The sequence below is a fragment of the Nostoc linckia z4 genome (genome assembly GCF_002608075.1).
Lineage (GTDB): Bacteria > Cyanobacteriota > Cyanobacteriia > Cyanobacteriales > Nostocaceae > Nostoc > Nostoc linckia.
In genome coordinates this window covers 64344-81964 of record NZ_LAHA01000031.1, presented here as the reverse complement: position 1 = coordinate 81964, position 17621 = coordinate 64344, and the positions used below count along the sequence as shown (strand labels likewise).

The window sequence follows — 17621 nt, the reverse complement described above, 5'->3', positions numbered from 1 at the left end:
TGCGGCTTAAAGTTCATCGATGAGGAACGGGTTCACCTGCATCACATCGATGGAAATCACGCCAACTGGAAGAAAAATAATCTGGAAGCAATTCACGAGAGTTGCCACGATTATAAGCACATGAGCAAAAGCGCAAGCTAAGAACATCGGGAGCCGTGTACACGGAAACGGGTACGCACGGATCTAACTGAGAGGTGCGGGGAATAATATCCCCCATCGACTCAACCAAACTCGTTATGGTGGTTTCCGTCGCCTCAGTCCTGGTTCAGTGTATCCAACACTGCAATTACTGGAAGAAGGGGGTTATTTAACTAGCTCACAAGAAGGCGGTAAGCGGGTTTACACCATTACAGATGAGGGTAGGCAACTTTTAGCAGAACGTACCCAACAAGAAACTTCAGACTCTCCTTGGGATAGCTTCAAAAGTTTCATCACAGGTAAGCCGCAAGAGTTGATTGAGTTGCGGAATGCTGCAACAGAATTAGCTGGTGTGGTGGTGCAGGTTGCCCGCAGTGGTAATGTGGAGCGAATCAATCGAGTACGCGAGCTTTTAGACCAAGTGAAGCGGGAAATTTACGCGATTTTGGCAGAAAAATAAATAGTAGTCTGGCAAGTCAACAATGCTTGGTGAGGGCTGGGGAAAGGGAAAGGGGAAAAGGGTAAGGGATTTAAAACCTTTCCCCTTTCCCCTTTACCCTTTAAAGAGCTAAGTTGACTTGGCGAACTACTACTGTCAAAGTTTTGGGTTTTGGACTCAAAAATTAGAAGCGATCGCAGTTACATTTGGTTCAATGAGAGAGTTGAGCAATGTCCATAGCTGCAAATCGGTAAAATCTGGAATCGCCATAAATGCGCCGACTTCCTGTAGAATTTGGGGATTGTGGGTAGAGGCTATACCGATGGTGCGAATATTTGCGCCCACAGCTGCGCGAATTCCAGAGGGAGAATCTTCGAGAGCGATGGCTTCCTCTGGTTGAATTCCTAACTTGTTTAAAGCAACTTGGTAAGGTGCGGGGTCTGGTTTACCTGCGATACAATCATCCGCTAAAACAATTGTATGGAAAGCTTCTTTTATTCCCAAAACTTCTAGCATATATTCTGCATTTAATCTTGGGGCATTAGTCACTAATGCACGTTTTAATTGATGTGTCTGTGTCCATGCTAATAGTTCCGAAAATCCACTCAAAGGTTGTAGTTCAGAGGCGAATTTGCGGAAAAGAGCCTCTTTTTTATCTGCAAATTCTTCTCCTTCTGTGAGTGATAATTGTGGCAGAATGTCTCGAACAATTTCAGGATTTAGCCGTCCGCTAATTTTCGATTTATAAAATGTCTCATCTATTTCTATGCTGAAATTTTGCAGCATTTCTTTCCAAGCTTGATAGTGTATGGGGTCGCTGTTGACAATTGTGCCGTCTAAGTCAAAAAGAATTGCAGCCAGCATAATGTTTGGTACTATGTAAATAAATGTTAACTTTATTTACATAGTTTACATTGTTTTTGTCTTTTAGTAATTATTCTTTTGTGAATACAAGGAACTGGAGATTGGGGATTAGGGACTAGAGAAGAAATTTGTTTACGAAGTGTAGTATCTTAACCTCATCTTAGAGACTTCCAAGTAAAAAAATATTCCACAGAAGACTGTTAAATGTTGACAGTTGACAGTTGACAGTTGACAGTCAGGAGTCAACAGTAGACCTGCCTTAAAAATAGGGCATAGGGCATAGGGCATTGGGCATTGGGTATGAGAATATTGATTTTTATTGTTCCTTGTGAGCGCAGCTCATGGAGTAAGAGTGCAAAAGTGCTTTTTGGACTCTTGTGGTCAAAGGGATGCATCTTTATTGGGGAAAGGGAAAATACTAAACCTTTCCCCCTTTACCCTTCCCCTTTTCCCGACTTATGCAAGAAGTCTAGTGAACACTCAACGACCTGAATTGCAATAATTTATTTTTTGGAGTTACCTTAAGAGTCGCCAATTAATTTTTTAAATCCTAAAATCTATCTTTTATAACTAAATAAGGGATTGAAGTTCATCCCACCCCTAAAAGTCCATGTAATTTACCGTCAACAGTCAACTCTATTGATAACCTTCTGTGTAACCAAATGGTAGCCGCTACAAACTTTTATCGCGTTGATGATTTATTAGTGCAGATTTACAACTCTGAAGTTGAAATGGCGTTGTCAGTTGCAGAAATCACTCAACAATATTTACAGCAAATTCTCACTGAACAGGATACGGCAGCTGTATTGTTAGCCACCGGTAATTCCCAGCTAAAATTTCTTGATGCTTTAATTAAATTGGGTGGTGTAGATTGGTCGCGGATTATTCTGTTGCACTTAGATGAATATTTGGGAATTAGTGCAGAGCATTCTGCAAGTTTCCGGCGTTATATGCGAGAACGTGTAGAGAAAAGGGTTGCTCCTAAGGAATTTCACTATATAGAAGGTGATGCATTGCAACCAGTGTCAGAATGCGATCGCTACACTAAATTATTGCAAGCACAACCAATTGACTTGTGCTGTCTTGGTGTTGGCGAAAATGGACATTTGGCTTTTAACGATCCAGCAGTAGCAAATTTTCAAGATCCTTACAGCATCAAACTAGTAAAATTAGATCGAGTCAACCGCCAACAACAAGTAAACACGGGTCACTTTCCAAATATTGAAACTGTCCCCCAATACGCTTTTACTGTTACTATTCCAACAATTTGTTCAGCCAAAAAAATTATTTGTCTCGCTCCCGAAACACGTAAAGCCAATGTGGTCAAACAAATGTTGCAAGGAGCTATAACCACAGATTGTCCGGCTTCTATTCTTCGTCAACAATCCCAAGCAACATTATTTTTGGATCTCAACTCTGCTAGTTTGCTTTAATTTATTAGATTTTCACAAAAATAGAGACGTTGCATTGCAACGTCTCTACATCATAGTGGGGTGTGATTAGCTTATTTATAACGAGAAGTGGTTACTTCATTAGGGTCGTTATAAGCGCGCGGTTTTTCACCATTACGAGCCAAACCTGCTAAACCAGCTAGACCAAGCAAACCTAACCAACCCCAATTGGAACCACCACCACTATTTTCCTGATAAGTGGTGACACCTGTATTTCTGTTAGTACCTGTTGTACCAGTGCCATCTGTAGTAGTGCCAGTACCATCACTACCTGTAATACCAGTACCAGTGCCATCTGTGGTTGTCCCAGTACCAGTTGTATCGGTGCCAGTTGTACCAGTAGTACCAGTACCATTTATGCCTGTTCCAGTACCAGTTGTACCTGTTCCAGTGCCAGTTGTATCGGTGCCAGTTGTACCAGTACCATTTATGCCTGTTCCAGTGCCAGTTGTACCCGTTCCAGTACCAGTTGTGCCAGTATCATTTATGCCGGTTCCGGTGCCAGTTGTGCCGGTTCCAGTGCCAGTTGTATCTGTTCCAGTTGTGCCGGTGCCATTTATGCCGGTTCCAGTGCCAGTTGTATCTGTTCCAGTTGTGCCAGTGCCATTTATGCCGGTTCCGGTTCCAGTTGTGCCGGTGCCATTTATGCCTGTTCCAGTGCCAGTACCAGTTGTACCAGTACTTGTGGTGCCGGTGCCAGTTGTGCCAGTACCTGTACTACCAGTACCGGAAGTAGTTCCTGAGCTAGTGCCACTACCAGAGGTTCCGGTTTGGGCAGAAACAGTAACAGGTAAGGATGCAGCAGCAAAACTGATGGCAAAGAGACTAGCCAAAAAAGTTTTAGAAAAATCAAAAGGTTTCACGATTATAGTTCCTTGTATGTTCTAGATTGCTGTGGTTTGTTGATGTTGAAAACTGATATTTTCTACTCAAATTGCTACTGATAAAGTAGATTGAGACAATGATTTTAACGTCAAATACTCGTCATTCTAAACGTTAAACAAGCATTTCTCATTGATTTATTGCACTCTTAGAATAGAATATATGCTGTAGTTTTCCCAAACTTCTATCATCAGAACAAAACTAACTATATCAAAGGAGCTAATTAGCGATCGCCAAAAATTTCATCGCTTAAAACTAGATAAACAAGCCTCAAGATAGACACAATCTTCACATTGAATATTTCGCCCTGGATTCGTGCATCCACAAGGAGGATTTATATAACATTCGGAAACATCTTTGGGCGTTGAAGATTTTTTAAATATGAACTCTAAAGCTGCTTCGTGCAAACAAAAAATCAAATCTTTTACCATATAATTTTATACTTTATGTAGTTAAAGTTGCAAATTCGCAATTATCCCCAAAAATTCTAAATCTGAAACAAGCAGATAGTATCAACTGCTGACACTTCATTAATTTATATATCTTCTTTTACTTTATAAGTTATAACTTCATACTTTGGGGATGTCTAACTTGAGACTTAGGGAATATTTTTATTAGCGATTCGATTGCAACTAAGGATATATAGCAATCCTATTTGAGTTGTGAGCGATATCGGTGTTAATGGTTGACTGTTGACTGTCAACAACCCTAATACGTAATATTTCACAAATTATTTGTGATTGCTATATGACAATTTACTTCAATTCCCGACTTCTTGCATAAATCGGGAATATTATTGTTTAATTTTGTTTGATTTAAGCTATTGTAAAACTTCTTTCACTAGATGACCATCTTCCATGTGGATTATGCGATCGGCAATATCTAAAATTCTGTTGTCGTGAGTAACCATTAAAATTGCACAATTCTGTTCTTTAGCTAGTTCCTGCATGAGGGTGACAACATCTCGACCAGTTTTACTATCTAAAGCAGCAGTAGGTTCATCAGCTAAAACCAATTTAGGATGACTGACTAAAGCACGCGCAATGGCTACCCGTTGTTTTTGTCCTCCAGATAAATCGGATGGGTAGTAATTAACTCTATTTTCTAATTTAACAGCATTGAGTATAGCTTCTGATTTGCTACGAGCTTCCGATTCAGAAATATTTTTGTGTAATTCTAGGGACATTTGAACATTTTGTCTAGCTGTTAAAAAATCTAATAAGTTATGAGCTTGAAAAATATAGCCAATATGGCGACGTACTTTAACTAATTGCTCATTACTAGCTCCAAAAAGCTCGTGACCCAAAAATTTCAGACTTCCCTCTTGAACAGAACGTAACCCACCAATTAAAGTCAGTAAGGTTGTTTTTCCTGACCCTGATGGCCCAGTCATGATCACAATTTCGCCAAATTTGATATGAAAATTAACATCGAATAATGTTTGGGTACGAATTTTTTTTTCCCCAAAATAGTGATTGAGGTTTTTGATACTAACAATATATTTTTGTTTCATCTTTTATCAAATATATATATTTTATCTAAAAAATATCTGCTGGATCTACTTTTCTGAGTTTATTTGTAGATAAAAATGCAGAAGTCAAACACATAAGAATTGCTGAAATTAATACTAGTATTGCTTTGTCAGTACTCATAATAACTGGCAATTTAGTCGCATTTTTGGAAATATCATACAGACCTATAGAGATAATAAAACCTGGGACATAACCCAAAGATGCTAAAATTAGAGCTTGTTTAAAAACCACACTTAATAAATATTTGTTTTTAAACCCCATTGCTTTTAAGGTTGCATATTCAGTTAAATGACTTGAAATATTACTGTAAAGGATTTGATAGACAACGATGACACCAACAACAAACCCCATTAAAACCATCAAGTTAAATACAAAGCCGATGGGCGTTCTCAAAGACCAATAGCTTTTTTCTAGAGCAATAAAGTCTTTTTTTGTAATAAGTTTTACGTCTTTAGGTAAATTGATTGATAAATCTGCCAAAACTTTTTCGGGATTAGCATTAGGTTTGAGTTTAATTAAGCCTATATCTATCTTTTCTACAGAACGATCTTGAAATATCCTCAAAAAACTTGAAGAACTAACAATTAAATTTCCATCAACTCCAAAGGAAGGGCCTAAACTAAATAAACCACCAATTTTAACTTTATAACCAACCAATCCAGTATAAGTATATATTTCAACTCTTACAGTTTTGCCTTCCTGAAAATGTTTAGCGATCGCTCCAAATTCTGGTCGAGAATCCTGGTCAAATAAAACAATGTTAGGAATTTTAATTAAATTCAATTTTTCTTGAAGATGGGGAAATTTAAAAATTGATTTTACTGGATCGAATCCAAGTACGTATACTGGATATTTTAACCCATTATCTGGATTCTTAAATTTGGCAAATTGCACATATAAAGGGCTGACTGATTCTACACTTTCAAAACCCATTAATTGATATAAATATACACGACCAAAGCTTTGATTAGATGTCAAAGATTTATATTGGGCACTAATTAAAAATAAATCTCCTTCTAAATTGTTATGTAACTGTGTAGCGCTGTCATAGAGAGCATCTTGGAAACCAATTTGCATAAACATCAGAACTGCCACAAAAGCAATCCCAGCTAATGCTACAAGAAAGCGAATTTTTTGTCGGGCTAGTTGTAGCCAAGCTAGAGGTATATAGAGAATCATTTAGTGAACCTCAAGGATACAAATTATACCATTTTGAATTTTAGATACTTCGACAGGCTCAGTACAAGTTTGAGATTTTGAATAGAGGATTTTATTCTACATGCAGCTTTTATTAATCCATCTGTCACAATCATTTTTCAAATTGGTATTAGTCATTGGGAGTGCTAATTGTTAAGTGTTGTATTCGCCGTTACTTTTATTTCTCATATCCCCTAATTTATTGATATGTTTGTTGATGATTAAGCTGGAGAATCAAAGTATTTGTAATTTGGTGTCAAAGATAAATCATGACTTCTACTTGTAAGTCACTCAAACCAGCCGCTTTTTGATTATCTTCTGGGTTATCAATGCGAATTTTGACATCAACTATTTTGTTATCTGTGTCTGCTTGGATAGCGTTATTAAAGATATTTTGTTTACCGACTTGTAAACCAATATCAGCAACTTTTCCTCGTAATGTTCCTGGAAAAACATCACTACTAATAATGGCTGATTGACCTAGACGCACTTTTTGGATATCAGTTTCATAGACTTCTGCAACGACATACATTTGTTGTGTGCGACCTATATCAGCTATTCCCGTAGTACCGATAATTTCTCCGGGCCAAGTATTAATTTTCATGATTTGTCCGGTTATGGGCGATCGCACCACGCTTAAATCCCATTCTGCCTGAGCCTGTTTAACAGAGGCGATGGCGCTTTCAACATCAGCTTGTGCTGCTGCAATATCAGTGGGGCGAACTTCAGCTATACTCTTGAGTCTGGCTCTGGCCTCGATTAATTGCTTTTGTAGGGTTTCGATAGTGCGACGCAGAGAAGCTTTAGCTTCATTGAGCTGCTGCTGAACTGTATCGAGTCGCAAACGTTTAGCATCTGCATCGGAAGCAGAAATCGCACCATCTTTGTATAACTTCTGATATCGCTGATTTTCACTTTCAGCGTTACGCAATTCTGCCTCCAAGCGAGCGATGGTTGCTTGTTGTGCAGAAGTTTCTCCCTCTAACTCAGCTTCTAAACGAGCGATGGTTGCTTGCTGTGCAGAGATATCTCCAGCTTTTGCTCCCGCTTTTACTTGATTGAGACTAGCTTGAGCAACTACAACCTGTTGTTGAGCTTTTTCTAAAGCTGCAAGACGAGGAAAATAAGTGTCCAAAAGTGCAACTATTTGCCCCTCCTGCACCCTATCTCCTTTATTTACCAGCAGTTTTGTGACTCGAACACCTGCTTGGGATTCGGGAGCAGACAGGCGAATAACTTCTCCTTGAGGTTCTAAACGTCCTAAGGCAGAAACAGCAGTCATTTTAGGAGGACTACTAGGAGTAACTACAGGCTCTTCTTTAGAAAACAGCTGAAATTTTGAAAAAGTATAAAGTGAAACCCCAACGGTAGCTACAGCCATAATACCTGCTAACATGGCTGACGACCAACTTATAGGTTTAATGAATGGTTTAATAAATGATTCTTTTTGTTTTGGTATCATAATTATCTTCTGAAGTTACGGAATAAAATAGAATTCAGAATTCAGAATTTATTTTTAGTTTTCTGGATTACATTGTTAAGATTCAGAACTCAGAATCAGTGAATTTATGAAATTTAGATGCCCTAAATTCAGAATTTTGAGAAAATCAAATAGTTGTAACACCATTAATTTTCCAGTTATTCTCAAGGCTCAGCCGAGCATCTCTAGCTTTGATTTTGAATCCAGAATTATTGGCGGAGCAATAAAAGCTCCGCTCCTGAATTCTGTTAGCACAGCCGTGGATAACGCATTCTGACTTCTGAATTCTGAATTCTGAATTCTGACTTTATTTGTTAAGCACTGCTTCTTTTTTGCTTTTAATAATCGCTAAGTATTCGCTGCGAGTTCCATCTATTCGATAGTGGTCGCAAATTTGGCAGAGTTTCAATATATCCAATCTGCTGAATACTTTTTGATGTTCAATTCCGTTGTCGTTCCGCCACCGCCAAAAAGTTGTTCTATCGATGCGGCGATTACTTTCAGGCCATCTTCGTCTGGATAAGAAATCTACCAATTCTTCTTCATAAAACGAATAACCTTTTGGTAACTTCAAGAGTTCTTCTTTTAACTCAGTTAGCGGTATGAGTGGATCTAGCTCAGATAGTCTCATGCCAGCAAGCCCTTATATTTTCATGACAGTTTAATTATGGAGAACGCTTCATACAACACGGTTCATCGTATTAATCAGATTATAATACTGTCTATTTAGGAATCTATCGATTAATTGAGTAATCAAAGAAGCTTATCTTTTATCTCTCCATTTTCCGCAACAAACAGTATTTAAATTACCTATTTAATTACATACGATAAACCGATTGATACTCAATTGCAATCCATATGCAACACTTTTGTGAAATAGTTAATAACAAGATGTTGAAGAAATTTATGTAAGACAATTGCAAATTTTGAGAAGCGTTTAAGGTTTTTATGTAATTGGTGTTACTCAGCATTAGAAAATGTGTAATTATTTGGTGATTGTTTGGTGATAAAGTCAATTTTTTCATTCTTTAGATATAGTTCCCAGTGGCTAATTTCACTGGCTGGTAAATTTTGTTGTTTAGCAACAAGAATTCATGAAAAAATTAACTGATTGATTAAGACATAAAAAACTTTGCAATAAATCAACTTTTGGATAGATGTAAAAGCTATATGCCAAGCCTACTGGACTTGTGAAAGATCTCAGTGGAGGGTGTTGATAGTTAACAGTTAATAGTTGACTGTTAACTGTTAAATCCCCAGAGATGCAATTTGTATGCAATTTTGTCCGGGGATTTTTGGGATATGAGATACTAATTGAAAAGAGTTTTAATAGTTATGTGAATGATAGCGATCGCCCCCGAAAGACCCTGAATAAGATGAAACTACAGCGATTCATGCTCTCATTGCCAAGCTTTGATAACCAGCGACTGATGTTTCATGCAGCTCGCCAGACGCTTCGCAAAGCTGAGATGGCGCGTGTTGCGGTGCGTGAATGGCTCAATCAACATGATTGTGAGCTAGAAGAGTGGAAACGCAAAACAGCTTCTGAGCTTGGAATTAGTATTAGTAGGCTTGAGCAAAAGCTCTTAGCATCTGCTCAGCATCAGGCAATAACTAATAAAGGAGACGATGATGCTAATTCAGAAGAGGACTCTGTAGAGATTTAGCTACGGTTTTAATTAATTTACACATTGGAGTCGTAAATTTACAAGCAAGCAGACAATCTTGTGAATTGCAAATTACCAAAAACCCTACGAACAAAAAATATTTCATCTAGCAATATGTATCTAATTGTATCCAAGTTGCATATCAATTGTAATGGAGACATAATCAGTCTAAGATTACCTGTAACCTGCAATTTAATACGAATTCTGAATCAGAGAATTCCAATCTACATCTGATTAAAAATTCATGTTGCAACGTTGAGGTAAACTAATGTAGTTAAATATTGTGTTATTTTCCATCAAAACGGTCATTAGTCTAAAATCTCAACTTACCTTGTTTTTAGAGGTATTCAATCCTAAAGATTTAAAATCAAGAATTCAAAACCGATGGAACTTTGATAGCCAAGCTGAATCAGTTTTAGAGAATTTCAGAAATCATAACACGCTTGATTAAACGATTCTCAACTCAATTGTGACAATTGACCCTTAACAGTAACGATTCTAACGGCGAGCTGCACAAGGGATTTCCAAGTAAAAAAATATTCCACGGAAGAGTGTTGACGGTTGACGGTTGACAGTCAGCAGTCAACAGTCAACAGTCAACGACCACAACCGGAATAATTTTTTGGAGTTACCCAAATACCAGTATTGCTTTATCAAGAGATGCTAGGCAAACTGATAATCAGTAAATTAATAGTTATTTCGGGTTATTCCTGAATTTTGAACTTAAATCTATTGATACCTCTATATTTCATCAATCCATTAGTGAAGATAAAGTCATGGCTGCTTCTAGAATTGAAGCTGTTTTGGCACAGTTGCAAGAGGAAGTAAGCAATTGTGAACAAGCTGTACTCAAACTCATAGAGGAAAAAAAAACTATGGTTGAAAATTCACCATTAAATAGCAAAATCAGTACACAACGCCAACAAGTTGATATTGCCATTATTGGGATGGCTTCAATATTCCCCCAATCCCAAAATTTACAGGAATACTGGGAAAAAATCATTCATAAAGTTGATTGTATTACTGATGTTCCTGCTTCACGTTGGAACATAGAAGAATATTACGATCCTAACCCCAGAGCATCTGATAAAACCTACTGTAAAAGAGGTGGATTTATCCCGGATGTTAATTTCAATCCGATGGAATTTGGACTACCCCCCAACATTTTAGAAGTTACAGATATTTCGCAATTGCTGGGTTTGATTGTTGCTAAAGCGGCGATGGAAGATGCTGGTTACGGGGAATCTCGACAGTTTGATCGTCAAGCCACTGGTGTCATCTTAGGTGTAGCACTAGGTAGACAGTTGGGTGTACCACTAACTGCCAGAATGCAGTATCCAGTGTGGGAAAAAGCCCTCAAAAGCAGTGGTTTATCCGATGAGGATACACAAAAAATTATCGAAAAAATCAAAAGTGCATATGTGCAGTGGGAGGAAAACGCCTTCCCCGGTATGCTTGCAAATGTTGTGGCTGGAAGAATTGCCAACCGTTTAGATTTTGGCGGTACTAACTGTGTTGTCGATGCGGCTTGTGCGAGTTCGTTGGGTGCTTTAAAAATGGCAATTAGCGAACTAGTGGAACATCGCGCCGACATGATGCTGACTGGGGGAGTTGACACTGATAACTCAATTTTGGCCTATATGTGTTTCAGTAAAACTCCTGCTGTTTCCCCTGGTCAAAACGTCAAACCTTTCGATGCAGAATCCGATGGTATGATGTTGGGTGAAGGCGTGGGGATGTTAGTACTCAAACGCCTTGCAGATGCCGAACGAGATGGCGATCGCATTTATGCAGTCATCAAAGGCATCGGTACTTCTAGCGATGGGCGTTATAAAAGCATCTATGCACCGCGAACCGAAGGGCAAGTCAGAGCTTTACGTCGCGCTTACCAAGATGCCGGATTTTCCCCGGCTAGTGTCGGTTTGATTGAAGCACACGGTACTGGCACTATGGCCGGAGATCCAGCAGAATTTAACTCAATTAAAGAAGTTTTTGGGGAAAACAATCCCAAAAAACAATATATTGCCTTGGGAACTGTCAAATCACAAATTGGTCATACAAAAGCGGCTGCGGGTGCGGCGAGTCTGATTAAAACAGCTTTGGCTTTGCACCACAAAGTATTACCACCCACAATTAACGTCAGCAAACCCCATCCTAAATTGGATATTGACAATTCCCCATTTTATTTAAATACCGAAACCAGACCTTGGATTACCAGCGATGACCAGCCAAGACGCGCAGGGGTGAGTTCTTTCGGCTTTGGTGGCACAAATTATCACGTGATTTTAGAAGAATACAAAACCCAACAAAATCGCCCTTATCGTTTACACAAACCCGCTCAATCTGTGTTGTTATTTGCGTCAACGCCTGAAGAATTGTTGTCTCGCTGTCAAGCAATCAAAGACCAATTGCAATCTGACACAAAAGAGCAGCATTACGCACAATTGATTGCAGCATCTCAATCTTTAGAAATTCCACTGACAAATGCCAGACTGGGATTTGTTGCTGATTCTCTCACCCAAGCGAGCAATTTATTACAAACAAGTATTGAATTGCTGAAAAACAAGCTGCAAGTAGAATCTTGGGAACATCCCCAAGGTATTTACTACCGCAAAACAGGCATAGTTACAGCAGGGAAAGTAGTTGCCCTATTTTCTGGACAAGGTTCGCAATATTTAGAAATGGGTCGGGAACTGACCATTAATTTCCCCTCCTTGGCAGAGACTTATACTCAAATCGATGGACTTTTGAGCGCAGATAATTTGCAACCGGTGTCAGAAGTTGTTTTCCCGCCGCCTGTGTTCGACTTAGATCGCAAAACTGCCCAGATGAAACTGTTGCAACAAACAGAATACGCACAGCCAGCAATTGGGGCTTTTAGCGCTGGTTTGTACAAGATATTGCAACAAGCAGGGTTCAAGCCGGATTTTGTCGCCGGACATAGCTTTGGAGAACTCACAGCCTTATGGGCTGCGGGGGTTTTGAGTGGAGAGGATTACTTTTTCCTGGTGAAAGCCAGGGGTCAAGCAATGGCCACACCAACAGATCCCCAGTTTGATGCCGGAGCTATGTTAGCGGTGAAAGGGGATGTGAATCAAGTTGCAGAACTAATTCAGAGTTTCCCCGAAATCAGTATTGCTAACTTAAATTCTCAAAATCAAATGGTGTTGGCTGGGAAAAAAGCTGAAATTGCCAATGTGGAACAAGCTCTAAAAACTCAAGGATTCTCTACAGTTTTATTGCCAGTTTCAGCAGCTTTTCACACTTCATTGGTGGCTTATGCCCAGCAACCCTTTGCCAAAGCAATTGAGAAAGTTACTTTTAACGAACCACAAATTCCGGTTTACACCAATGTCACCGGCAAACGTTACCCCAATGAAGCACAAGTTATTCAAAAAGTCCTCAAAGAACACTTGAAAAGTCAAGTATTGTTCAAGGAGGAAATTGAAAATATTTATGCTGAAGGCGGTTACTGCTTTGTCGAATTTGGGCCGCGCAGCGTTCTCACCAACTTAGTCAAAGATATTCTCGGCCATCGTCCTCATTTAGCCGTAGCCTTAAATCCCAGTCATCTCAAAGATAGCGATCGCTCTTTGAAAGAAGCTGTTGTTCAGTTGCGCGTTGCTGGATTACCTTTACAAAACCTAGACCCCCACCAACTAGAGCAGAAAATTCCAGAAGTTTCTAGCAATAAACTTTTGAATATCCGCTTAAATAGCACTAATTATGTGTCAGAAAAAACCAAGCAGTCCTTTGAAAAAGCTATGCAAAATGGGCATCAAGTAAAATTTACTACTAATGGCAATACACCCCACTCACCAACATCTCCTCCCACAACCGAAAAACTAACAGCCAATCATCAATCCCCTGTTACTAATGGCAATAACCATAACTCAGTAACATATAATCCCCCTCGACCAACAGAGAAAGTAACAGTTAATAATGGAGTGAAATCTCTCCAAAACGGGCAATCAGAAAAACTCGATTTCAAGTCTTTACAAACTAGCGCCGAACTTCCTCTAAATTACCTCACAGCGATAGATAACTTAGAGTACACCTTAATAGAATTCAATCGCCATCAACATGACATCTTACAAATTCACGAACAATCTTTAAAGCATCAAACAGAATATACCAAAACCTTTTTCCAACTCATGGAACAACAACATGAGTTGTGGCGAAATACTAAATTTAACGATTCACCAATTACAACACAGCAACAAATAGTCTCCAGTTCCGAGCGTAGCATCATGCGGTTTCACGACCATCAAGGTGAAAGTCTCCGCATCCACGAGGAATATCTCAACTATCAACAGGAATACACTCACAACCTTTTCCAATTACTTCAGCAACATTATCAACTACCATCTTCTAGCAATACCATCCCACAAAGTTTAATACCACCAGTCAACTATCAAGATAGTCCGACGGTTCCATTATCAAAAGAAGACGACCTAATTCTCAATGATGCACCTGTTGTTCTACCCAGCAACGGATTTGCCAGTAAATCTGAGCCAATTTTAACTAACGGTAATGGCACAAACCATCAAACAATAGCAGTTCTAGACATTGCTCCATCAATAGACAATCAGACTGCACCAGCAATTTTCGATATTACCCAGCCAAAAGAAAATCTCACACCCACAGCACCAGTAGTCATTGACCAAGATACCCTAAGTCAAACTCTGTTGAACGTCGTTAGTGATAAAACAGGCTACCCGACGGAAATGTTAGAACTAACGATGGATATCGAAGCTGATTTGGGCATTGATTCCATCAAACGCGTGGAAATTTTGGGAGCATTACTGGAACTATATCCGGATTTGCCCAAGCCAAATCCTGAGGAAATAGGACAGCTACGCACCTTGGCTCAAATAGCTGAGTACATGGCGAAAATCGCATCAGAAATCTCAGCAGGACTCACGTCGGTGATTGAAGCAGACGGGGGGACGCGGGGACACGGGGATGTGGGGACGCGGGGAAATGGGGATGTGGAGACGCGGGGAAATGGGGATGTGGAGACGCGGGGACACGGGGATGTGGAGACGCGGGGACACGGGGACGCGGGGACGCGGGGATATGAAGAGGTTTCATCTATTGACTCAGTAGATCCTGAACTCACTCAAAATTTTCTCAATGTCGTGAGTGATAAAACAGGCTATCCAACAACGATGTTAGATCTGTCAATGGATATGGAGACAGATTTGGGAATCGATGGCGTCAAACTTGTGGAAATTCAAGGAGCATTGTCAGAACTATATCCCAATCTACCGAAGCTGAGTGTAGAAACATTGGCTCAAGTGTCTACCTTGGGGCAAGTTCTTGGATATATACAGGAGGGACAAGGGGGACAAGGGGGACAAGGTAGCAATTTTTCTCCTTTGTCTCTCCCCATGCCTCAATCCCGAATTCTTCGGAGTCCTGTGAGACTAAAATATCTTCCGGAAGCTGATGTTTTAGATTTCACTTTAGCCGATGGGCATATTGCTTTGCTTACGGATGATGGTTCTGTGACCACGGCGAAACTGGCTGAGATTTTGTACAAGGGTGGTTGGAAAGTTGTTGTCTTGAGTTTTCCCCAAAGTTTGATTCCTGGACAATTGCCTTTACCTGAAGGAATTAATCGGGTGGTACTTGCAGATTTGACCGAAGAACATTTACAACAACAGTTAACAGCGATCGCTACTAACTATGGTCAAATCGCCGCCTTTATCCATCTCAATCCCTCAAATCACAAAGATAGTGACAATCACGTCCGTTATCTGGAATCAGAAAAAGCTATTCTTCGCCACGTCTTTCTGATTGCTAAATATCTCAAAGAACCACTCAATCAAGCAGCGACTCAAGGACGTAGTTGTTTTGTAACTGTGGCTCGTCTTGATGGCCAGTTTGGACTGGGGCAAAAAACTAACTTTGGTGCAATTGGCGCTGGCTTGTTTGGACTCACCAAAACTTTGAACCAGGAATGGGAAAGTGTATTTTGTCGAGCCATTGACCTCAGCCCTGATTTAGATCCTCAAACATCAACACAGTATATCCTTAGCGAACTCCAAGACCCCAATTTATTAGTCGTGGAAGTCGGATATGGCCCACAAGGACGAAGCACATTAGTACAGGGAACTGGGAAAGAGTTTTCCCCAATGACGGCAGTTGCTCCACTTGGGGAGACCCCAAGACCGCACTACCTCCCCAATGCCCAATCGGTTTTTCTCGTAAGTGGCGGTGCAAAAGGGATAACAGCCCAATGTGTCATCGAGTTAGCGCAGCGTTATCAATGCAAATTTATTCTCTTAGGTCGTTCCGCCGCCGGTGCAGAACCCGTATGGGCTGAGGGCTACTTGAGTGAAGCAGATTTGAAAAAGCGGATTATGGAGGATTTCATAGCTAGGGGTGACAAACCGACACCTGCAATGGTGCAGAAAAGGTTCAATGCTATTTCATCTAGTCGAGAAATTGCCGCAACTTTACAAGCTATTGAACAGGCGGGGGGAGAAGCTGAATATTTGAGTGTGGATGTCACCGATGGATTAAGTCTTGCTGAACAAGTTACTAGTGTAGTTGAGCGTTTTGGTGCGATAACCGGAATTATTCACGGGGCTGGTAACTTAGCTGATAAGCGGATTGAGAAAAAATCACTCCAGGATTTTGAAACAGTTTATGCTGCCAAAGTCAAAGGTTTAGAAAATTTATTGCAGTGCGTATCGCCGAATCAATTGAATCATTTAGTTCTGTTTTCTTCTGTAGTTGGTTTCTACGGAAATGTAGGACAATCTGATTATGCGATCGCTAATGAAATTCTCAACAAATCAGCCCACCTTTTCAAACTCAATTATCCCCATTGTCATGTAGTAGCCATTAATTGGGGCCCTTGGGATAGTGGTATGGTTTCTCCAGAATTAAAGCAAGCTTTTGCTGAACGCAATATTGAGACCATTCCCATTGAAATTGGCACAAAAATGTTGGCGGATGAACTAGCGAATGCCAATCAACAAATTGTGCAAGTTTTGATTGGTAGTCCCTTGGTATATATCCCAGATAAATTATCAAGTGAGTTAAAAACTTTTCGCATCCATAGACACCTGACATTAGCAGCCAATCCATTTTTACAAGACCACGTAATTGCCGGTTATCCAGTTTTACCAGCCACCTGTGGACTATTATGGATTGCTAATACCTGCGAACAACTGTATCCTGGTTACAAAGCCTTTAGTTGTACAAATTATAAAGTTTTGAAGGGGCTAATTTTCGATGAAAATTTGCCAACTGAATATACTTTAGATTTGCGAGAAGTTGCTAAAAATGGTATTTCTGAAATAGATTTTGATGCCAAAATTTGGAGTAAAACCCCTGAAGGAAAAATTCGCTATCATTTCAGCAGTCAAATGAAACTCAAGCGGGAAATTCCTGATGCTCCAATACATGAATTCATCAATTTAAGCCAGGATAATCAAATCACCGCTACCGCTTCATCACTTTATCAAAATGGCACAACTACTTTATTTCACGGAGCCACATTTCAAGGCGTAAAATCGGTGTTAAATGCCAATTTGGACAAAATTACCATAGAGTGCTATTTGCCAGAACCAAAAGAACAACAACAAGGACAATTCCCAGTTCAAACATTTAATCCTTACATTGCAGATGTGGAGATTCATGCATTCTGGATTTGGTCGCAACATTTTCATCAAGTAGCTTGCTTACCTTCAGAAATTACAACCTTTGAACAATTCCTACCTGTTCCTTTTGACGAAACATTTTACGTTTCTTGCCAAATCAAATCCAAGACAGAATCAAGCTTACTTGTTGATGTCATCGCCCACGATGCCCAGGGAAAAATATATACCCAAATGCTAGGAGCTAAAGGAACTATTTTGCCCAAGCAACTAGATGAAATCTAAATAAAATCCGCAACTACAAAACGGAGGTTGCTGAATCTTTCTACCTTTTGGTGATATTTTCCTAGATTCAGCA

The 17621-nt window shown here is 39.7% G+C and carries 11 protein-coding genes; 5 read left to right on the top strand and 6 right to left on the bottom strand.

Going from position 1 to position 17621, the window contains the following annotated elements:
- Positions 1–141: HNH endonuclease (locus VF06_RS42865; protein WP_143874525.1), on the top strand; the 141-nt coding region annotated here is incomplete at its 5' end.
- 46 nt (positions 142–187) lie between these two features.
- On the top strand, positions 188–598 hold the full coding sequence (locus tag VF06_RS22825; protein ID WP_099067512.1) for a PadR family transcriptional regulator: 411 nt from the start codon (positions 188–190) through the stop codon (positions 596–598).
- Positions 599–754: 156 nt separating this feature from the next.
- Here VF06_RS22825 and VF06_RS22820 read toward each other — a convergent pair whose 3' ends face one another.
- Positions 755–1441: an HAD family hydrolase gene (locus VF06_RS22820; protein WP_099067513.1), complete on the bottom strand. Its 687-nt coding sequence runs from the start codon at positions 1439–1441 to the stop codon at positions 755–757.
- 662 nt (positions 1442–2103) lie between these two features.
- On the opposite strand from VF06_RS22820, the gene VF06_RS22815 reads away from it, so the two are divergent.
- A complete protein-coding gene (locus tag VF06_RS22815; RefSeq protein ID WP_099067514.1) occupies positions 2104–2874 on the top strand; it encodes a glucosamine-6-phosphate deaminase in 771 nt (256 codons plus the stop codon).
- A gap of 71 nt (positions 2875–2945) precedes the next feature.
- Here VF06_RS22815 and VF06_RS22810 read toward each other — a convergent pair whose 3' ends face one another.
- The 5 genes from VF06_RS22810 to VF06_RS22785 form a co-directional block, all read right to left on the bottom strand.
- The gene (locus VF06_RS22810; protein WP_099067515.1) at positions 2946–3755 is read right to left on the bottom strand and encodes a WGxxGxxG-CTERM domain-containing protein; all 810 of its coding nucleotides are present in this window, start codon (positions 3753–3755) and stop codon (positions 2946–2948) included.
- 839 nt (positions 3756–4594) lie between these two features.
- On the bottom strand, positions 4595–5287 hold the full coding sequence (locus VF06_RS22800) for a DevA family ABC transporter ATP-binding protein (RefSeq protein ID WP_099067517.1): 693 nt from the start codon (positions 5285–5287) through the stop codon (positions 4595–4597).
- A 25-nt stretch (positions 5288–5312) separates the two neighbouring features.
- Positions 5313–6485: an ABC transporter permease DevC gene (gene devC, locus VF06_RS22795; RefSeq protein ID WP_099067518.1), complete on the bottom strand. Its 1173-nt coding sequence runs from the start codon at positions 6483–6485 to the stop codon at positions 5313–5315.
- A gap of 274 nt (positions 6486–6759) precedes the next feature.
- Entirely contained in the window at positions 6760–7965 is a 1206-nt protein-coding gene (locus tag VF06_RS22790) for an ABC exporter membrane fusion protein (RefSeq protein WP_099067519.1), read from the bottom strand.
- A 325-nt stretch (positions 7966–8290) separates the two neighbouring features.
- Entirely contained in the window at positions 8291–8614 is a 324-nt protein-coding gene (locus VF06_RS22785) for a hypothetical protein (protein WP_099067520.1), read from the bottom strand.
- Positions 8615–9245: 631 nt separating this feature from the next.
- Here VF06_RS22785 and VF06_RS22780 point away from each other — a divergent pair.
- Together VF06_RS22780 and VF06_RS22775 are read left to right on the top strand one after the other, a co-directional pair.
- Entirely contained in the window at positions 9246–9650 is a 405-nt protein-coding gene (locus VF06_RS22780) for a hypothetical protein (protein WP_371411453.1), read from the top strand.
- Positions 9651–10426: 776 nt separating this feature from the next.
- Entirely contained in the window at positions 10427–17548 is a 7122-nt protein-coding gene (locus VF06_RS22775) for a type I polyketide synthase (RefSeq protein WP_099067521.1), read from the top strand.
- Positions 17549–17621 lie beyond the last annotated feature (73 nt).